Annotated in this window: 15 protein-coding genes; 9 read left to right on the forward strand and 6 right to left on the reverse strand. The window is 66.0% G+C overall.

Annotation, left to right across the window (positions count from 1 at the left end; genetic code table 11):
• Positions 1–1,036: 1,036 nt before the first annotated feature.
• Complete coding sequence (gene groL / locus O3656_RS04785; protein WP_500062866.1) at positions 1,037–2,665, forward strand: chaperonin GroEL; 1,629 nt, start codon at positions 1,037–1,039, stop codon at positions 2,663–2,665.
• 135 nt (positions 2,666–2,800) lie between these two features.
• On the opposite strand, the gene O3656_RS04790 is transcribed toward groL, so the two are convergent.
• The 4 genes from O3656_RS04790 to O3656_RS04805 all read right to left on the reverse strand — a co-directional run bounded on the left by O3656_RS04790 (position 2,801) and on the right by O3656_RS04805 (position 7,240).
• Positions 2,801–3,094: a WXG100 family type VII secretion target gene (locus tag O3656_RS04790; protein WP_016460404.1), complete on the reverse strand. Its 294-nt coding sequence runs from the start codon at positions 3,092–3,094 to the stop codon at positions 2,801–2,803.
• Positions 3,095–3,928: 834 nt separating this feature from the next.
• Complete coding sequence (locus O3656_RS04795) at positions 3,929–4,891, reverse strand: HD domain-containing protein (protein WP_500062867.1); 963 nt, start codon at positions 4,889–4,891, stop codon at positions 3,929–3,931.
• A 176-nt stretch (positions 4,892–5,067) separates the two neighbouring features.
• The gene (locus O3656_RS04800; protein WP_500062868.1) at positions 5,068–6,534 is read right to left on the reverse strand and encodes a sensor histidine kinase; all 1,467 of its coding nucleotides are present in this window, start codon (positions 6,532–6,534) and stop codon (positions 5,068–5,070) included.
• 1 nt (position 6,535) lies between these two features.
• Positions 6,536–7,240, reverse strand: a complete 705-nt coding sequence (locus O3656_RS04805) for a response regulator transcription factor (RefSeq protein WP_500062869.1) — start codon at positions 7,238–7,240, stop codon at positions 6,536–6,538.
• Between the two features lie 147 nt (positions 7,241–7,387).
• Between O3656_RS04805 and O3656_RS04810 the strand changes: the two genes are divergently transcribed.
• The 6 genes from O3656_RS04810 (at position 7,388) to O3656_RS04835 (ending at position 13,925) form a co-directional block, all read left to right on the forward strand.
• Positions 7,388–7,888, forward strand: a complete 501-nt coding sequence (locus O3656_RS04810; protein ID WP_500062870.1) for a PH domain-containing protein — start codon at positions 7,388–7,390, stop codon at positions 7,886–7,888.
• Complete coding sequence (locus O3656_RS04815; protein ID WP_500062871.1) at positions 7,885–9,444, forward strand: PH domain-containing protein; 1,560 nt, start codon at positions 7,885–7,887, stop codon at positions 9,442–9,444. The genes O3656_RS04810 and O3656_RS04815 overlap by 4 nt, the downstream gene beginning before the upstream one ends.
• 25 nt (positions 9,445–9,469) lie before the next feature.
• Positions 9,470–10,357, forward strand: coding sequence for a Rossmann-like and DUF2520 domain-containing protein (locus O3656_RS04820; RefSeq protein ID WP_500062872.1), 888 nt, complete (start codon positions 9,470–9,472; stop codon positions 10,355–10,357).
• Between the two features lie 132 nt (positions 10,358–10,489).
• Positions 10,490–11,440: a pantoate--beta-alanine ligase gene (panC, locus tag O3656_RS04825; RefSeq protein ID WP_500062873.1), complete on the forward strand. Its 951-nt coding sequence runs from the start codon at positions 10,490–10,492 to the stop codon at positions 11,438–11,440.
• Complete coding sequence (gene panD / locus O3656_RS04830) at positions 11,437–11,871, forward strand: aspartate 1-decarboxylase (protein ID WP_016460396.1); 435 nt, start codon at positions 11,437–11,439, stop codon at positions 11,869–11,871. The genes panC and panD overlap by 4 nt, the downstream gene beginning before the upstream one ends.
• 437 nt (positions 11,872–12,308) lie before the next feature.
• Entirely contained in the window at positions 12,309–13,925 is a 1,617-nt protein-coding gene (locus tag O3656_RS04835) for a lysine--tRNA ligase (protein WP_500062874.1), read from the forward strand.
• Positions 13,926–14,009: 84 nt separating this feature from the next.
• Here O3656_RS04835 and O3656_RS04840 read toward each other — a convergent pair whose 3' ends face one another.
• Entirely contained in the window at positions 14,010–14,951 is a 942-nt protein-coding gene (locus tag O3656_RS04840; protein WP_500062915.1) for a sugar-binding transcriptional regulator, read from the reverse strand.
• 314 nt (positions 14,952–15,265) lie between these two features.
• Between O3656_RS04840 and O3656_RS04845 the strand changes: the two genes are divergently transcribed.
• A complete protein-coding gene (locus tag O3656_RS04845; RefSeq protein ID WP_500062875.1) occupies positions 15,266–16,051 on the forward strand; it encodes an MIP/aquaporin family protein in 786 nt (261 codons plus the stop codon).
• Between the two features lie 152 nt (positions 16,052–16,203).
• A complete protein-coding gene (gene glpK, locus O3656_RS04850) occupies positions 16,204–17,724 on the forward strand; it encodes a glycerol kinase GlpK (protein ID WP_500062876.1) in 1,521 nt (506 codons plus the stop codon).
• A gap of 77 nt (positions 17,725–17,801) precedes the next feature.
• Here the strand turns inward: glpK and O3656_RS04855 are convergent, their stop codons facing one another.
• Positions 17,802–20,084 (reverse strand): FAD-dependent oxidoreductase, encoded by a 2,283-nt coding sequence (locus tag O3656_RS04855; RefSeq protein WP_500062877.1) that lies wholly within the window; start codon positions 20,082–20,084, stop codon positions 17,802–17,804.
• Positions 20,085–20,149: the final 65 nt, after the last annotated feature.

A 20,149-nucleotide genomic window follows, 5' to 3' on the forward strand; every position in this document is an offset into this window, starting at 1 on the left:
CCTGGGACTACTTCAAACCGTGAATTGACGTCGTTGCAATTGCGACGTTTGTGGGCGGTCTCCAAAAGTGACCGTGGGAAATTATGTGTGAGTTTTGCCTGGCTTGCCCCTGTCACTGCTCGTCGGCCCCGCGGCCTGGCCCCGCGGCCTGCCCCGTCGGCACGGTAATTTCGCATGCAATTCCCTTTTGGGTATTTCAAACTTTGAATTCGTATCGTTGGAATTGCAACGTTTCTGGGCTTTGTTGAAAGTTCATTCAATCGAATTGCATGCGAAATTTGGGGAGGGGCGCGTTGGTGGGTGCGGTGGGGTGTTGGTGCGTGACTTTTTTCTCCCTGCTTGTCGTGTTGGTGGCGGAAGCGGTACAAAGTTCTCCCTGCATGCGAAAAGTGGGCCGAAATCGGCGTTTTGGGGCTTGCTGGGAGAGTTTTGTACCGGGTGGGCCGCCGAGCCGGGCGGCTGGGAGAGTTTTGTACCGGGTGGGCCGTCGAGCCGGGCGGCTGGGAGAGTTATATGCCGGGTATGGTCCAGCGAGATCGTGCAGGATGAATTCCGGTTCGTCACGCACCTGGGGGAAATTCGTCGATGGTCCTCGCGCATGAGACGTGGAACTCTTGGGTAGCAGATCCGTGCTCCGCGCATCGGCTTCGACGAACTTCCTCGTATTCGATGGGGATGGGGCTCGATGGCGTGTCGTCGCTTCGTCCATATCGTCCTGCGCGCGGTCTGTGTGAGACCTCGTGAACGGACGTAGAGAGGGCCAAGTGTCGCCTCAGTCTGATGCCTCGATCGCGCCCTGATGGGGAGTGTTATGCATGCTTACCCTCGGCCTCATTGTCGCGCGTTACGCCCTGAGCGCATCCGGCTCAAGGTCCGTGACCTCGCCTTGCACTCTGAGGTGTAGAGTGCCAAAATCATAGTTAGCACTCCGACATGGAGAGTGATAAGACCACCGGTTCGATGAGGTCGCCTCACACAAGCGACCGTCCGTCGCGGGCATCGGACCCGATCCGCATCGCGGAAGGACATATTTTCAATGAGCAAGATCATCAAGTTTGATGAGGATGCCCGTCGCGGCATGGAGAACGGCCTCAACCTGCTGGCCGACACCGTCAAGGTGACGCTCGGCCCCAAGGGTCGCAACGTCGTGCTCGACAAGAAGTGGGGCGCCCCCACGATCACCAAGGATGGCGTTTCTGTCGCCAAGGAAATCGACCTGGACGATCCGTTCGAGCGCATCGGCGCCGAGCTGGTGAAGGAAGTTGCCAAGAAGACCGACGACGTCGCGGGTGACGGCACGACCACCGCGACCGTTCTGGCACAGGCGCTGGTCCACGAGGGCCTGCGTAACGTTGCCGCCGGCTCCAACCCGATTGCCCTCAAGCGCGGCATCGACCAGGCCGTCGAGGCCATCGTCGCCCAGCTGCACGCTGACGCCAAGCCCGTCGAGACCACCGAGCAGATCGCTGCCACGGCCTCCATCTCCGCCAACGATCCCGCCATCGGCAAGCTCATTGCCGAGGCCTTCGAGAAGGTCGGCGCCGAGGGCGTCGTCACCGTCGAGGAGACCAACTCCTTCGACACCACCCTGGAGACCACCGAGGGTATGCGCTTCGACAAGGGCTACCTGTCGGCCTACTTCGTGACCGACCAGGAGCGTCAGGAAGCCGTCCTCGAGGACGCCTACGTCCTGCTCATGGACTCCAAGATCTCCAACGTCAAGGACATCGTCCCCGTCCTGGAGAAGGTCATGCAGACCGGCAAGCCCCTCGCGATCATCGCCGAGGACGTCGAGGGTGAAGCCCTCGCCACGCTGGTCGTCAACAAGATCCGCGGCACCTTCAAGTCCGTGGCCGTCAAGGCCCCCGGCTTCGGCGAGCGCCGCAAGGCGATGCTGCAGGACATGGCCATCCTGACGGGCGGCCAGGTCATCTCCGAGACCGTCGGCCTCTCCCTCGAGAATGCTGACCTTGAGCTGCTGGGCCGCGCCCGCAAGATCGTCGTTTCCAAGGATGAGACCACCATCGTCGAGGGCGCTGGCGACAAGGACATGCTGGATGCCCGCGTGCGCCAGATCCGCCAGGAGATCGAGAACACCGACTCCGACTACGACCGCGAGAAGCTGCAGGAGCGCCTCGCCAAGCTGGCTGGCGGCGTCGCCGTCATCAAGTCCGGCGCGGCCACCGAGGTCGAGCTCAAGGAGCGCAAGCACCGCATCGAGGACGCCGTTCGTAACGCTCGCGCGGCTTCCGAAGAGGGCCTGGTCGCCGGCGGCGGCGTCGCCCTGATTCAGGCCGCCGCCGTGGCGCTGCCCAAGCTCGACGCTCTCACCGGCGACGAGGCGACCGGCGTGAACATCGTGCGCCTGTCCGTCTCCGCTCCGCTCAAGCAGATCGCTGAGAACGCGGGCGTCGAGGGCGGCGTGGTCGCTGATCGCGTTGCCAACATGGAGCCCGGCCACGGCCTGAACGCCGCGACCGGCGAATACACCGACCTCATGGCCGCTGGCATCTCCGACCCGGTCAAGGTCACCCGTTCCGCGCTGCAGAACGCTGCGTCGATCGCGGGCATGTTCCTGACGACCGAGGCCGTTGTTGCCGACAAGCCGGAGCCCCCGGCCGCCGGTGGCGACGATGCAGCTGCTGGCATGGGCGGCATGTACTGAGCCGTTCGGCGTTAAGCTGATCCGCCTGGGGGCGGGGCCTGTGAGGGTCCCGCCCCCAGGCGTCTGTCTACCAGCCCGAGGCATTGGCACGAGGCGTAGGAGCCTTGGCCGGAATTGTTGCCCCGAGCGGGCGGCTTAGGCTCCGGCGAAGAGGGCGGCGGAGTGGGCCTCTGCATCGGAGTAGGTTGCGGCGGCCGCCTGTAGTTGCGTGGAGATGCCGTCGAGGGCGTCGTGTGTCTGCGCTTGGACGGCTTGCCACTGCGTGATGGATGCTTGGAAGTTCACCTGAGCGCCGCCGGTCCATGAGTCCTGCAGCGCTAAGAGTTGGGCCATCATCGTATCGACTTCGCTACGGATGGTGGATGCGGTTGCGCAAGCCTGGGCGGCTGCGGCGGAAATCTGTTCGGCGTCGACGGCGTATGCGGTCATGATGTCACTCCTTTGTGGGACCCCGGGTGGGTCCGTCGACAAAGACGCTACGCGCGTGACGACGCGTGATCCAGGCAGAAACGAAGCCCTGTGGATAACCGCCCGCGCCGAAAAGTGCCTGTGGATAACCCCGAGGTATGCCTGTGCCGCTGACGGCAAAGTGGCTGAGGGCTTGGCTGCGGTGCCCGTGGGCGGTGGCGGGGCCTGCCCTCCGAAAAGTCGCATGCAATTTGATTGGGTGAAGTTTCAACAAAGTCTGGAAACGTTGCAATTCCAACGCTGTGAATTCAAGGTTTGAAATAGTCGTGGGGGAATTGCATGCGGAATTGGGTGTGGGCTCGGCAATGACGTGCGTGATGGCTGGGTGAGGGGGCCTGGTCGCGGTGCCGGTGGATGGCGGCAGGGCCAGGGCGGGCCTCGAGATCGACCACTCCGAGCGCAGCTCGCGTGTGGCGATCTCGCGGGCGGGCCGACGCGCACCGGCACATACAGCGGGCAGGCCTGGCGAGGTGGGCCCTACGGCACGCACAGCGGGCAGCCTCCACAGGTTTGGAGGGCGCCGGAGGGGCCGGAGGGCTAGGGCGGGCTTCGAGACGCGGCGCCGAACGAAGTGAGGATGCCAAGTCTCGCGGGCGGCCGGGGCCTCCGGCGCCTGGAAAACCCGTGGAGCCAAGCGCAACACGTGACATCATGCTGGCCCGCCGCCCACGGGCGCACCGAGCAGCCTGAATGTGCAGAGCAAAGTGGTGGAGCCGCCCCCCGAGTGGGGAGGACGGCTCCATTGGTCGAAGCCTCAGTTGGCCCGGCAAGACCAAGCCGCGTACCGCGGCCTCGTCAGTCGGACGTGGGAAGGTCCAGGGATTCGACGGCGGATTCGAGGGAGGAGGTGGTCTCCACGTCCTCGTCGGAATCCGTGTTTTCCTCGATCTTGCGCGGCAGAACACCGGTTGATGTGGCTTCGTCGTCCGGGGTGGCGACGGGCACGCGCTTCTTGATTGAGCGCCGCTTGATGATCAGGGTGCCGGTCGTTGTCGTGGAGTCCTCCACGACCTCGTCGGTGTAATCCGCGTCGTCGCTGTCGTCCGTGTCCTCGGTCTGGGCGGCCTGGCACAATTGTGCTTTCTCGCGTTCGAGCCGGGTCAGTTCGACCTCGAGGTTCGCGCGGGCGGTGTCTTCCCAGGTGGAGCCGAGAGGGGATTGGTAGATCGTCTCGTAGCTGAGGAGCTTCTTGACGAGCGCCATGCGTGCTTTGACGAATTGCAGGTCGTCGAGCTCACTGAGTTCGGCGCGCAGTGAGCACCGCAGCTTCTTGTAGTCCTGGGGGCTGCACGACAGGCAGGCCAGGTCGGCGTCGACGAGCACCTGCGCGTCGAAGTCGGTGCGCGGCGCGCGGTGGCGCGTCAGGAAGGCGATGAGCTCGTCGACGCGGGCGACGACCTCCTCGGGCACGCCGAGGTTGGTGAGGCGGTTGTGCGCGTGATCGATGCACCGGGTGGACGCGAAGTTCGCCTGGAAACCCCCGAGTTTGATCTCGAGGGCCTTGTTGAGGAAGGCTCCGTGGTACCACGCGGCGACGCGCAGGATGTCGGGATCATGCGCGGAGGATGCGATCTCATCGATGTGGGTGAGCGTGTTCATGAGCCGACGCAGATTGTGCATCTGGCGTTCCGGCGCGCTCCAGCGCTGTGCGAGGTCGATGCCCTCGTGTTCGAGGTCCGACTGGCTCGCGGTTGCGCCGATTTGCTGCATGGCGTCAACGAAAGACGTCAGCAGCCACTGAGGTGCTTGAGCACCCATGGGCCACTCTCCTTGTTGAGGAATACCCGAGCCATGCTAGTGCGCTTTTGAGCGCAGGTCACGTTCGTTGGTAAAAAATCAGGGGAAATCCCGATCGTTTCGCATGAACTGTCGTGCTGGAAAACGCGGAAATTGAGCGGAAAACTCGCCGGTGCGAGTTCCGGTCGTTATGTCGTTCACGTTGTGGGGAGTTCGATGCGGACGGTGAGTCCGCCGCCTTTCGTCTTGGTGAGCGACGCGTTTCCCCTGTGGGCTGCGAGGATGCCCGAGACGATGGCGAGGCCGAGGCCGGATCCGCCGGATTTGCGGTTGCGTGAGCTGTCGGCACGGTAGAAGCGTTCGAAGACGCGTCCGCGGTCGGTTTCGTCGATGCCGGGCCCGTGGTCGCGCAGTTCGACGATGGCGGTGTCGCCGCTGCGTCCGAGGGCGATTTCGACGGGGGAGCCTTCGGGCGTGTAGCGCACGATGTTGCCGATGAGGTTGGTGAAGACCTGTGAGAGCCGGTCGCGGTCGCCGGGGACGATGAGCGTCATGGGAGGTGTGCGTCCGCTGATGCCGGTAAGCCCGACCGTGCGCGTGGGGTCGAGTGCTTGGAGGTCGAAGACCGCGTTGTCGGCGAGTTTGACGAGGTCGATGTCGGTGATGTCGAGGGGGCGTCCCTCGTCGAGGCGAGCGAGGGTGAGGAGGTCTTCGACGAGGGTGGCCATGCGTGATGATTCGGAGGCGATGCGGCCCATGACTTCGTCGGTGCGTTCGGCGGGGACGCCGCCCATGGCGTAGAGCTCGCAGTATCCGGAGATGGCGGCCAGCGGGGTGCGTAGCTCGTGAGAGGCGTCGGAGACGAAGCGTTTGATTTTTTGTTCCGAGGCTTGGCGGGCTTCGAAGGATTGCTCGACCTGGGTGAGCATGGTGTTGAGCGAGAGGGCGAGGGAGCCGACTTCGGTGGTGACGGGGTGGGGGGTGACGCGCTTCGTGAGGTCTCCGGCGGCGATTTTGCCGGCGGTGGATTCGATGGAACGCAGGGGGAGGAGGGCGCGTCGCACGAGGACGCGCCCCGTCCATGCTCCGATCGCGACGATGATTGAGCCGGCGACCGCGAAGTAGGAGGCCGTCGTGCGCAGCGTGTGCTGCAGGTCGGATAGGGGCAGGGCGATGGTCATGTATCCGGAGAACTGCCCGGAGTCCTGGTCGTATACGGGCACGACGAGGGCGCGCCACCCGAGGCCAACTTTCGACGAGGAGACGGTGACGGGCAGGGTGCTGAACGAGGAGACGGGGGCCGAGTAGATGTCGACGAGGTCGGGAAGGTTGGGTTTACCCGATACTTTGAGGGTGTCGTCGGAGTAGAAGTAGCGGTCGGTTCCGTCGGTGTTGCGGATGTGGATGTAGTAGAGGGTGGGGATGCCGCCTTGGCCGTCGGCGGAGAAGGTGGCTGTCGAGGCGGTGATCTGCAGCGTGTGGGCGGTTGCGATGAGCTGGTCGTCGATTTGGGAGGTGAGGTGACGCTGCAACAGGCCGATCATGACCGTTCCGGATAGTGAGAGGCCGACGGCGAGTAGGGAGGTGATGAGCGTGACGAGCTGGGAGGAGAGGGGTTTGGAATCCCACCAGGCTTCGATGCGTTGGGCGAGGCCGGGGCGCACGTCAGTCCTCAGCGCGCAGGATGTAGCCGACGCCGCGCTTGGTGTGGATCAGTTCGCCGGAGGCTCCTTCGACGGCGAGCTTGCGTCGCAGGTAGGAGATGTAGGACTCGACGATGGCGACTTCGCCGTCCCAGTCGTATTCCCACACGTGGTCAAGGATCTGCATCTTGGAGACGACGCGTCCGGCGTTGATGACGAGGTAGCGCAGGAGCTTGAACTCGGTGGGGGACAGGTCGATGGGGACGCCGGCGCGCGTGACTTCGTGGGCGTCCTCGTCGATGACGAGGTCTCCGACGCGCAGGAGTGCGTCGTCTTCTTCGGAGCCCATGGTGCGGCGCAGGATGGCGCGGATGCGGGCGACGACCTCTTCGAGGCCGAAGGGCTTGGTGACGTAGTCATCGCCGCCGACGGTCAGACCCTGAATCTTGTCGCGCATGTCGTCGCGCGCGGTGAGGAAGAGGACGGGGGTGGTGATTCCGGCGTCGCGCAGGCGCCGGGTGACGGTGAAGCCGTCCATGTCGGGCAGCATGACGTCGAGGACGATGAGGTCGGGGCGCGAGGCCTGGGCTTCGTGGAATGCGCCGCTGCCGTCCTCGGCGGTGACGACGTCGAAGCCGGCAAAACGCAGCGAGGAGGCGAGGAGGTCGCGGATGTTGGGTTCGTCGTCGACGACGAGGAGTTTTGCTTCAGTTCCCGGGGTGCTCATGCGACCAGTGTCGCCTATGTGTCTGAATGTTTCCTGTGAGGTAGGTGGGAGCGTGGGTGCTGCTTCTGTTTGCTTCGCCACTTCGGGCGGCCATGCGGGAACAAAGGACAAGAAAAGGGCGTGGAAAAGATATGCAAGAATTGAAGCATGTCATCCCGCAGCTCAGTGGACGTCCTCTCGCCCGAGGGCGTCGAATTCCAGCACGTGTCCGCCAAACTCGCGACCCTGCGCCTCGGTAACGCCCTCGCGGCCTGCGGTGCCCTGTGCGGTGCGATCTCCGGCCTCGTCCTCATCGTCGACATCCCGGCGCTGTGGTGGCTTATGGCCGTGCCCGCCGCCATCGCACTGGTGTGCCTCTGGCTCGTGCCCGCCCAGGTGCGAGCCCTGCGCTACGCCTTGGCGGAGACGGACTTCGTGATCCGCCGCGGCGTTCTCAAGCGCTCGATGACCCTCGTGCCCTACGGCCGCATCCAGTACGTCGACATCTATCAGGGTCCCGTGCTGCGCTTGCTCGGCATCTCGACGATCAAGCTCTCGACCGCGAGCGCGAAGACCGACGCAACGCTCAGCGGCGTGCCCGTCGCGGACGCGGCCCGCCTGCGTGACGTCCTGGCGGAGCGCGGCTCGGCGGAGCTGATGGGCCTATGAGCACGGATCTCTCCGTGGGCGGCATCGCCCCCGAGGACTGGAAGCCGCTTCATCCCCTCACCTACGTTCCTCGGGTTGCGGGCAGCATCGCGGGTGTTGTCGGTCTGGTCTCCTTCAGTAATGCGTCCGCGATTGGGCGCATGCTGAGCGGTGAGACGCCGCCATGGCTCGCAACCACGGGCATTTTCCTAGGCCTTCTGATTGCGGCGGGCATCGTTCTCGCGCTCGCGGGCGCGTACTGTTACCTGTCGTGGAGGAAGACCCGCTACGCGGTGAGCAATACGGCGATCTGGTACCGCGCCGGTATTCTCACGCGCACGCAGCGTCACGCGCGGCTGACGCGGATTCAGACGATCAACGTGTCGTATTCGCTCGTGGGGCGCATCCTCGGCCTCGGATACCTGGATATCGAGGTCGCCGGAGGAGCCGACTCGAATATCAAGCTGGGTCTGCTACCTGCCGCTCAGTTGGAGGAGCTGCGTGCGCTCCTCCTCGCGCTCGCCTCGGGCGCGATCGACGAGGTCGTGGATCCCGCCGACGTCACCGGCGCCTCGGCCCGTGTGGCGACGGCGAAGACCCCGCTCGAGGCCCCGGAGCGCCCCGTTTTCAAGGTCGGCTTCGTCACGCTCCTGTCCTCCATGCTGGCGACCATCGACAACGCGATCGCCCTGTTCTTCGGCGTCTTCCTGATCGGTTTGAACGGATTCCTCGTTGGCATCGTCGGTGTCACGTCGATCATGAGCTTCCTGGGCATCCTGGCGGGCGCGTTCAGCCTTTTGGCGGGCGTGTGGGCGCGTTTCGATCGGGAGTTCGGCTTCACGGCGGCGATCGCTGCGGATGGTGTGCGCATCGACCGCGGCCTGACGGCTCGCCGCCACGTGACGATCCCGCCGGGGCGCATTCATGCCGTCGAGGTGACCCAGCCGCTCATCTGGCGCCTGTTCGGGCGGTATCGCGTGGAGATCACGCAGGCCGGCAACGCGGCTCACACGCAGGATGAGAAGAATAAGGGCATGCAGGTCGATGTGGCCTCGGACGTGCTGCTTCCCGTCGGCACTCGCGTGGAGGCGATCCAGGCGATCGCGATGGCGATCCCGGATCTGGGGGTCGACGATCCGGACGGCTTCCTCGAGTCCCTCCGTTCCGGTACGCGCGAAGACCGCTGGATGACTCCGATCCCGCGGGGCGCGAAGATCCTGGATCCGCTCGAGTACGGCCGCCGCGCCTACGGCTTGACCGACACCGTGTTCGCGATCCGCGACGGGTTTTTCAACCTGCGCTTCTCGATCATCCCGCTGACACGCATCCAGTCGGTGTCCCTGCACCAGGGACCCGTTCAGCGTTGGCGCGGCGTGGCTTCCGTGCGCGCCGAGCTGGTTCCCGGCCCCGTCGCATCCATGGCCGAGCACGTCGAGGCGGGCCGCTGCCTGGAGCTGTGGGCGCAGCTGTCGCAGGCCTCGAAGATTCGCCGTCAGGCCGAGGGCAGCGAGCGCTGGCTCTCCCGCGTCACCGCGATCGTCGAGGCGACCTCGCCGCGCGCGGAGGACGACAAGTAGAGCGGCGATCGGCGACAATGGAGCCATGAGCACCCCCGGACGCCTCGGAATCGGCATCATCGGCATGGGCCACGTCGGGCCCGTCATTGGCTCGGCCCTGCGCGCGGTCGGGCATCAGATCGTCGCCGTCTCGGCGTCCTCGCAGGCCTCCCGCGAGCGCGCGGATGCGATGCTCCCCGGCGTTCCGATTGCGACGCCCGAGGAGGTCGTCCGTCGTTCCGAGGTGGTCATCGTGGCCGTTCCCGACGACCAGATCGGTCCCCTCGTGAGTGGCCTGGCTGACCTGGGTGCCTGGCAGAGCGGGCACATCGTCATTCACCTGTCCGGCGCGTCGGGCGTCGGGCTGCTGAGTCCCGCTGCGGCCGCTGGTGCGATCCCGCTGGCGATCCACCCGGCGATGACGTTCACGGGGACCAGCGTCGACGTGGCGCGCCTGGTCGGCACGCCCTTCGCGGTGACGGCGGCGGCCCCCTTCCTGCCGATCGCCCAGGCCCTCGTCGTCGAAATGGGCGGCGAACCCGTCGTCGTCGCCGAGGAGGACCGCCCCCTCTACCACGCCGGCCTCGCCCACGGCGCCAACTTCATCGCCGGCATCGCCGTGCAGACGACGCGGATTCTCGCGCAGGCGGGCATCGAGAACCCCGCGCTCTACGTGCGCCCCCTCCTGGAGGCGGCCCTCGACCGCGCGCTCACCGAGGGGGTTGCGGGCATCTCCGGGCCCGCCGCCCGCGGGGATGCGGGAACGATCGCGGCGCACGCGCGCTGCCTGGGTGCCCGGGAGGGCCTCGCGGGGGAGCGGGACACCTACGCGGACATGACCCGTGCCCTGACCCGCCTGCTGCGCGACGCGCGTCTCCTCGACGAACGGGCTGCCACCAGCGTCGAGGCTGCCCTGCTCGATCCGGGTGCCTGACGTCTCCCGACCTCGTTCCCCTCACGCGCACCTGCGAGCGCGCTCTCAACCCCGGCCTCGTCGAGGAAATAGAAGGCGTGAGGAAAGCGACTCGATTGCGCACCGGCGGGCCGAAGTTGCAAGAATAGAACTATGACTCATCGTCCTGTCCTCACCCACACGCGTGCCGAGCTGGCTGACGCCCTGTCGCACCTGCACGGCACGAAGGCTCTTGTGATGACCATGGGTGCCCTCCACTCCGGGCACCTGCAGCTCGTGCGCGAAGCCCGCGAACTGGCCGATCACGTGATCGTCACGATCTTCGTCAACCCCACGCAGTTCGCGCCCGGTGAGGATTACGACGCCTACCCGCGCACCCTGGACGCGGACATGGACGCGCTCGAGACGGTGGGCGCGGACCTCGTGTGGGCACCCGCGCCGCAGGACGTCTACCCCACGCCCGCGACCGTGTCGATTGATCCGGGCCCGATCGCGCGTGTCCTCGAGGGCAAGACGCGCCCCACGCACTTCGCGGGCGTCGCCCTGGTGTGCACGAAGGTCGTCAACCTCGTGCGCCCCGACGTGGCGCTCTACGGGCAGAAGGACGCCCAGCAGCTGGCCGTCCTGCGCACCGTTTTCTCCCAGCTGGACATCCCCGTGCGCGTCCACCCCGTGCCGATCGTGCGCGCGGAGGATGGGGTCGCCCTGTCCAGCCGCAACCAGTACCTGAGCGATGAGGAACGCATCCGCGCCCGTGCACTGAATCGCGCGCTTCGTCGCGGTGCCGAGGTCGCCGAGGCCGGGGCGCAGGGCGCGGACATCGTGTCCGAGTGCCGCTCGGTCATCGAGGCTGAGGGTGGTATTGACCTGGATTACATCGCGCTCGTGGACGCGGGGACCTTCGAAATCCTTGCGGGCACCGAGTCTGTGCCCGTCGGCGAGGGGGCTGCTGCTCCCACGATTCTCTCCGACGGCTCGCGCGAGGGACGCCTCCTCATCGCCGCCAAGGTGGGCACGACCCGCCTCATCGACAACATGGAGGTGCCGCTGCGTGGTGCCTCCACACCCGCCGGCCTCGCCGAGCGTGCGGGGGACCTCGCATGATGGAAATAACCCGCGAGATGGCGATCGGCAAGATCCACCGCGCCGTCGTCACCGGTGCCGACCTGCATTACGTCGGGTCGATCACGGTGGACGAGGACCTACTGGACGCCGCGAACATCGTTCCCGGGCAGAAGGTCGACATCGTCGACGTCAACAACGGCGAGCGCCTCTCGACCTACACGATCGCGGGGGAGCGAGGCAGCGGCACGATCCAGCTCAACGGCGCGGCCGCCCACAAGGTGACCGTCGGCGATCTGGTCATCATCATGGCCTACGCCCAGGTGCCCGAATCGCTCGTGCGCCGGGTGAAGCCGTCCGTCGTCTTCGTCGACGGCTCCAACAGGATCGTCAGCGCCGGCGACCATGCGGGCACGGTTCCCGAGGACTCGCAGCGGGCCCGCGAACTGGGCTTGAAGAGCTCCGGCGTCTAAACGGAATGCAACGCTAGCACCCATTCGCTTGAGCGGACGTTCTCCGAAACCGTGCGTATCCGGATAGGTTGTGCGCACGCGGATAGGTTAGACGCATCCGGATAGGTTATTAACCTATCCGGATGTTCGTTACCTATCCGGATGTTCGTTACCTATCCGGATGTTCGTTACCTATCCGGATGTTCGTTACCTATCCGGATGAGTGTTGGTGCCCGCAGGTGGTGGCCCAAACGTGCGCTGAACGGCGGCCACAACGTGCGCTGGAGTGCGGCCACAACGTGTGCCAGTAGCATCTGACTTGCGACAACGTACTGGCTGCGACAGTCCGGAAAGCTGTCCCCTTCGCAGGGGCTCACCCCCGACGCTTGCCCGCCTGCGTGAGGAGCCCAACCGGGCCCCTGCCTCGTTGCGGGGACAAATCCCGGTACGATAGGCGCATGACCGATTCTTCTACGCCCACGCAAGCACCCGCAGACGACACCCCCGAGCAGGTCAAGGTTCGCGCGGCCAAGCGCGCGCGCCTCATGGAGGCCGGCATCCCCGCCTACCCCGTGCGCCTGCCGATCACGACCACCATCAAGGCCGTGCGCGAGAAGTACGCGCACCTCGAGGCCGGCGAAGAAACCGAGGATTACGTGGGCCTGGCGGGCCGCGTCATCCTCGCGCGCAACGGCGGCAAGCTGTGCTTCGCGACCCTCATGGACGGTGAGGGCAACAAGATTCAGGTCATGCTCTCCGCCGCCTCCGTCGGCGCCGAGTCCCTGGCCGCCTACAAGAATGACGTTGACCTGGGCGATCACCTCTTCGTCCACGGCCGCGTCATCTCCTCGCGCCGCGGCGAGCTGTCGATCTTCGCGACCCCCGCCGAGGTCACGCCCGAGGCACAGGCCGCCTACGACGCCGCTCCCACCGCGCTGCCCGCCCCCGATGCCTCGTGGGCCATCGCCTCCAAGGCGATCCGCCCCCTGCCCAAGACCTGGACCACCGAGGACGGCGAAGAGATCACCCTGTCCGAGGACCAGCGCATCCGCCGCCGCGAGCTTGACCTGATCACGCGCCCCGCCGCGCGCGACATGATCCGCATTCGCGCGGCCGTCAACCGCTCGATCCGCGAGAACTTCTTCCGCCGCGACTACATCGAGCTCGAGACGCCGATGCTGCAGATGATCCACGGCGGTGCTGCCGCGCGTCCCTTCGTCACGCACATGAACGCGCTCGACACCGATCTCTATCTGCGCATCGCGACGGAGATCTACCTCAAGCGCGCGGTCGTCGGCGGCGTCGACCGCGTCTTCGAGATGAACCGCAACTTCCGCAACGAGGGCATGGACTCCTCGCACAGCCCCGAGTTCACGTCCCTGGAGGCCTACGAGGCCTACTCGGACTACAACGGCATGGCTGAGCTGACCCGCGACCTCATCCAGCAGGCCGCGCGCGACGCCTTCGACCTGTCCGAGGGCGAGGAGATCGTCCGCCTGGCCGACGGCACTGAGTACGACCTGTCGGGCGAGTGGGACCGCATCGACCTGTACGGCTCCACCTCCGAGGCCCTGGGCGAGGAGATCACGGTGGAGACGCCGCGCGAGACCCTCGTCAAGTACGCCGAGCGCATCGGCCTGGAGGTCGACGACTACGCGGTCTCTGGCAAGATCGTCGAGGACATCTTCGAGGAGCTCGTCGCCTCCAAGCTGTGGGCGCCGACCTTCGTCTATGACTTCCCGGAGGACACCTCCCCGCTGACCCGCTACCACCGCTCGCGCCCCGGCCTGACCGAAAAGTGGGACCTGTACGTGCGCGGCTTCGAGACGGGCACCGCCTACTCCGAGCTTGCCGACCCGGTCGTCCAGCGCGAGCGCTTCGAGGTGCAGGCGCTTGCGGCCGCCAACGGCGACCCCGAGGCCATGGTCATGGACGAGGACTTCCTCGTCGCCATGGAGCAGGGCTTCCCGCCGTGCGGCGGCATGGGCATGGGCATCGACCGCCTGCTGATGGTGCTGACCGGCCAGGGCATCCGCGAGACGATCCCGTTCCCGCTGGTCAAGCGCCTGGGCTGACGTTAGACGCGAGAGGGCCCCGGCCTCGTTCCCTGTAGGAGGGACGAGGCCGGGGCCACTTCGTGCGTTCGCGCGGTCGCGGGCCTAGACGAAGGAACGCCGGGACGACATGCGCGTGTGGACGAGGTCGAGGAGCTCGTGCGCGGCACCGTCGTCGAGGACGAGGTCGGTGGCGACCCCCGCGCGCAGGGCTCCCAGCAGCGGGAGTGCCTTGGAGGTGCCGGAGACGACGCACAGGCGGCGCGGGATCTTCTTGAGCGTGGATGGGCACGGGCCGGACGCGCGGTCGTTGAGGTGCATGTTCGTGGAGCCGTCCTCGCGGATGAGGACGGTGCACACGTCGCCGACGACGCCGTCGTTTTGCGCTGCGGCGATCTCGTTGGGGTCGAGGAATCCGCCCGAGTAGACGTGGGAGGGTAGGCGTGCGGACATCGATCCCACGCCGAACAGGGCGACGTCGGCGCTGTCGATCGTGTTGAGGACCGACTGGACGGAGCGCTCGCGCCAGAGGGCCTCCTTGGTGTCCGCGTAGTCGAAGAAGGCGGGGACGGGGAAGTTGACGATGCGCCCGCCGATGGCCTTGGCGGCTCGGGCGATGATGGCCTCGGCGTAGGGCATGCCCGACTCGGTGGCGGTCGCCGCGCCGTTGAGCTGGACGACGGTCGAGCCCGGGAAGGACACGTGGGGCATTGCGCGCGTGACCTCCGCGGTCGTGTTTCCCCAGGCGATGCCGAGGGTGACGCCGGGGAAGAGCATGTCGACGAGGTGTTCGGCGGCGACCAGTGCAACGTTGTGCAGGCGGTTGACCTCGGTGTGCACGTCGTGAACGGGGACGACCGAGACCTGGACTCCGAACAGGTCGGCGATCTGACCGGCGAGGGTGCCTTTCAGGCCGGGGGATGCGGACACGGAAATGCGTACGAGGCCGACCTCTCGCGCGTGGGCGAGGAGTCGCGAGACCGAGGAGCGCGATATCTGCAGGTGGCGGGCGATTGTTTCCATCGTCTGCCCCTGGAGGTAGTACATCGAGGCGGCCTCGTGAGCCTGTTCGTCACGTATTGTCACGTTTTCTAGTGTGCCATGCACAGGCGTGCAGGTGTGTGACTTTCGAGATCAGATAGAGTGTCGGCCAATCTGGAACGATGTGTGGCAGATGACCAGGGTCACACCTGTAGGCCTGCACGGATGTGCACTCGGTTTGGGCCAACGTGCATCAAGTGCCATACTGTGACGTGACCCGCGAATCATATCCGAGCGGATACCGTTCGACGGTACACAGTTAGCGGTGGTACAACACCGGTGACCCGGTGCGAAGACGCGCCGGAGAAAGATAGGGAAACATGCTCACAACATTGCTCCCGGCAGCCGCCGATATGGCTGCCCCGACCACGGGCCAGCTTTTCTGGTCTGAGTTCCTCGGCACTGCCGTCCTCCTGCTCCTCGGTGGCGGCGTCGTCGCCACGAACCTCCTGCCCAAGTCCAAGGGCAAGGGCGGCGGCTGGCTGCTCATCAACTGGGGATGGGGCCTGGCGGTCTTCGCCGGCGTCTATGTTGCCTTCCGCTCTGGCGGCCACCTGAACCCCGCCGTCACTATTGCCAAGGCTGTCGGACACGCCTTCGACTCCTCCGTTGAGCTCGCCCCCGGCGTTGCGGTCAACACCACCAACATTCTCGTCTACATCGTTGCCCAGTTCCTCGGCGCCTTCGTCGGTGCGGTCCTGTGCTGGCTGACCTTCAAGAAGCACTTCGACGAGGATTGCGACCCCGCCCTCAAGCTGGGCGTCTTCTCCACCGGCCCCGAGATCCGCTCCTACGGTTGGAACTGCCTCACTGAGGCCATCGGCACCGCCGTCCTGATCCTGTGGGTCTACGTCTCCGGCTACACCGAAACTGCGATCGGCCCGCTCGGCGTCGCCCTCATCATCGTCGTCATCGGTAACTCGCTCGGTGGCCCCACCGGTTACGCCATCAACCCGGCCCGTGACCTCGGCCCGCGTATCGCTCACGCGATCCTGCCGATCAAGGGCAAGGGCGGCTCCGACTGGGGTTACTCCTGGGTTCCCGTCGTCGGCCCGATCATCGGTGCCATCGTCGGCACCGTCATCTACTTCCTCGCTCTCGCCTGAGAGTGAGTGCGCGGGCGAGGCCGGCGTGGCCTCGCCCGCGTGGAACCCCACCGCCGGGGTGACATTTTCTGGGACTAGGAAGTCCCAACAGCCGCGCAGGTGGCTAGGCGCGGCATACACAACGATGTGACAACGCCACCGAAAGGACACTCATGACCACCGAAAAGTTCGTTCTCGCCATCGATCAGGGCACCACTTCGACCCGCGCGATTATCTTCAACCACTCCGGCGAGATCGTTTCCGTCGGCCAGAAGGAATTCACCCAGATCTTCCCGAACCCGGGCTGGGTCGAGCACAACCCCATCGAGATCTGGGATACCACTCGTACCGTCGTCGCGGAGGCTCTGCAGAAGGCGGAGATCAACCGTCACCAGCTGGCGGCCGTGGGCATTACTAACCAGCGCGAGACCACCGTCGTGTGGGATAAGAACACCGGCGAGCCCGTGTACAACGCGATCGTCTGGCAGGACATGCGTACCTCCGACATCGTCAAGGAACTCGAGGGTGACGAGGGGCCGGATCGTTTCCGTCAGATCTGCGGCCTGGGCCTGTCCCCGTACTTCTCGGGCTCCAAGATCAAGTGGATCCTCGACAACGTCGAGGGTGCTCGCGAGCGCGCCGAGGCCGGCGACCTGTACTTCGGCAACACGGACTCCTGGGTCCTGTGGAACCTGACGGGCGGCGTCAACGGCGGCGTTCACTGCACCGACGTCACCAACGCCTCGCGCACCATGCTCATGGACATCCGCACGCTGTCCTGGCGCGAGGACGTCTGCGAGATTTTCGGTATTCCGATGTCGATGCTCCCCGAGATTAAGTCCTCCTCCGAGGTCTACGGCTACGGTCGTAAGAACGGCCTCCTGGTCGATACCCCGATCGCGGGCATTCTCGGCGACCAGCAGGCGGCCACCTTCGGCCAGGCCTGCTTCGAGAAGGGCATGGCGAAGAACACCTACGGCACCGGCTGCTTCATGCTCATGAACACTGGCACCGAGCCCGTCTTCTCCAACAACGGTCTGCTCACCACGGTGGCCTACAAGATCGGCGAGCAGCCGGCCGTGTACGCCCTCGAAGGCTCGATCGCCGTCGCCGGCTCGCTGGTCCAGTGGCTGCGCGATAACCTCGGCATGATCGTCAAGTCTTCGGACATCGGCGAGCTGGCCAGCACGGTCGAGGACAACGGCGGCGTCTACTTCGTCCCCGCCTTCTCCGGCCTGTTCGCCCCCTACTGGCGTTCGGACGCTCGCGGCGCGATCGTGGGCCTGACCCGTTACGTCAACAAGGGCCACATCGCCCGCGCCGTCGAGGAGTCGACCGCGTTCCAGAGCGCCGAGGTCCTCGACGCGATGAACGCCGACGCCGGCGTGCCGCTCAAGGAACTCAAGGTTGACGGTGGCATGACGCACGACGACCTGGTCATGCAGTTCCAGGCCGACCTGTGCGGCGTGGACGTCGTTCGCCCGAAGGTCATCGAGACGACCGCTCTGGGTGCCGCCTACGCGGCCGGTATGGCGGTTGGCTACTGGTCGGGCACCGACGATGTCGTGGCCAACTGGCAGGAGGGCAAGCGCTGGACGCCCTCCATGGAGCCGGCCGAGCGCGACCGCACCTACCGCCTGTGGAAGAAGGCTGTGACGCGTACGCTCGACTGGGTCGACGACGACGTGTTGTGACAGTCATTCCATAGACAGTGACGAGGCCGGGGCTGCGTTGAGTGGTCCCGGCCTCGCCGCGTGTGGGGAGAGGTGCGTTAGAACGTCTCGTAGGAGACGCGCGCGCCCCCGGCCTGGATGATGCGCGAAATGTCGCGGACTATGCGGGCGGAGCCGCACACGTAGTACGTGGCCTGGGGGTCGATGCCCTCGGCGTTCAGGTAGTCGGTGATACGCCCGTGAAACGTGCCGGGCACCGCCTCGCGGCTGACGCATCGGACGAGTCGTGGCAGCGGTGTGCCCGCTCGGCCTGTCAGGTCGTCTTCCGTCCGTGAGCATCCGACGATGAGCATGTCGTCGTCGCGTCTGTCGGCCTCGAACGCTGCGAGGAATGGGGCGATGCCCGTCCCTGTCGCGATGAAGATGCGCCGATGGGGTGCCTCGGCGTCGGTCGTGCTCCGGTCTGGCGTGACGAGCCAGTGGCCGTAGGGCAGCTCGAGGTCGACGTCGTCGCCGGGTGCGATGGTGCGAGCCCAGGAGGCACCCATGCCCTTCGTGCGCACGTCAACGAGGAGCCTGACGGTGCGCCCGGGGGCTGATGCGAGGGAGTACGGTCGCCATTCGAATGGAGCGACCCGAACGAGAGCGTACTGGCCCGCCTCCCACGTCGCGCACTCGGGGAGTGCGAGCGTGATGTCGCGGGTGGTGGGGCTCATCCAACGAGCGTGTTGGACGGTCGCCCGATGGCGTGCCGCCCCGGCGGTGCGTTCAGTCGTCGTGTCGTGGGAGGAGCTCGCGTGATCCTGGGTGGGGACCTGATCGCGCAGTGCGCGCATGATGCGGGGATATCCCGCGGGCCCGAGCACCTTGCAGGCCGTGGACATGCCTGCCAGAGCGGCGCCCACGATGCCGGGCATTCCGGCGTCCTGTCCGGTCAGGTAGAGGCCGTCGACGGGGGTCGAGGGGGAGGTCAGGTCCGCGGTGAAACGCTCGGGCGTGAGGGGTAGACCGTAGAAGCATCCGCCCTCGTGTGATGTGAAGTGTTCGATCGTGAGCGGGGTGCCAACCTCGACGAAGCGCACACTGTCCTTGAATCCGGGTATGGCCGTGTCCGCGAGGTCGATGAGTCCGCGTGCCATCGCCGACGTTAGGCCTTCGTAGTCCGCCCCGCGCATCCCCGGCCTCGTTCCTGACCATCGGTCGAAAGCGTCCGGCCGGGCGAAGGAGACGATTTCCGCCGTCGCGTGGCGGTCTCCGGCTTTGATTCCCGGGAACGAGATGAAGGCTGATTGAGGGCGTCCCTGGCACAGGTCCTCGGTCATCTGCTCCAGGTCGTCGGGTCCCCGGCCCTTATTGACCCAGACGTTCGAGCCGTCCACACCGGCGGGGTAGTGGTCGAGCGTGAGGTAGACGGTTACCGCCGAGCCTCCGTGCCCGAGGTGGGCGATCCTCTCTCGGGCACGCGCAGTGAGCGCGCCGACCGGACCGGTCGCCCGCAGTAGCTGGGTGTAGGTTTCGCGCGCGCCGACGCCGGAAATAACGATGGGAGCACGCTCCTCGTAGGAGGCAGGCTCTGCACCGCTGCGATCGGTGACGCGCACACCCACTGCTCGCCCGTCCTCGACGAGGATGTCGTCGACGTCCTGGCACAGGCGGATCTCGCCTCCGGATGCGCGGATCCGCTCCTCGATCATGCGCGCGATCTGCCCGCTTCCGCCGCGTGGGAACCATGCGCCATCCATGTAGTGGCACACGATCATCGCGTGGGCAACGAACGCGCTGCGAGCGGGCTCGACCCCGTAGTCGCCCCAATGCGTGGTGAGGAGGGCGCGCAGGGCCGGGTCGTGGAAGCGGCGCTCCATGTAGTGCTCCGTCCGTTCCAGGGCACATCCTGCCCGCAGGCGCAGCGCGAGGTGAATGGCGGGGGACGCCTGTGGCGGGACCATCTCGGCCATGTAGCGCAGCGACATCCACGAATAGGCGCGCGTCACGTCCCGGCAGTAGCGTCGAATGGCTCTCTTCTCGCGTGGAAACAGGGAGATCAGGAGGCGTTGGTACTCCTCGATACTGGATGGGATTGTGACGTCGAGGCCGTGGTCGGGGAGGACGAAGCGGTCATAGCCCGTCGGCATTCGGTTCCAGGTGAGCGCGCCGCCGGTGAGGTAGTCAAACAGCTGGCGTGGGCGGGATCCCGGGTGCATGTCGCCGACGTAGTGCAGCCCGACATCCCAGGAAGCGCCCATCCGGCGGAACGAGTGGGTGAGGCCGCCGGGGGTGTGGTGCTTTTCGAGGACGAGCACGCGCGCTCCCGCGACTCCGGCAAGGAGGCCGGCCGTCGTGAGTGCACCGATGCCCGAGCCGATAATGATCGCGTCATACATGGAAACTCCCAAAACTAGACAGTGTCTACTTATAACAACATGTGCGCTAGACACTGTCAAGTTTG

This window comes from Pauljensenia sp. 27098_8_83 (genome assembly GCF_041432695.1).
In the GTDB taxonomy this organism is placed as follows: domain Bacteria; phylum Actinomycetota; class Actinomycetes; order Actinomycetales; family Actinomycetaceae; genus Pauljensenia.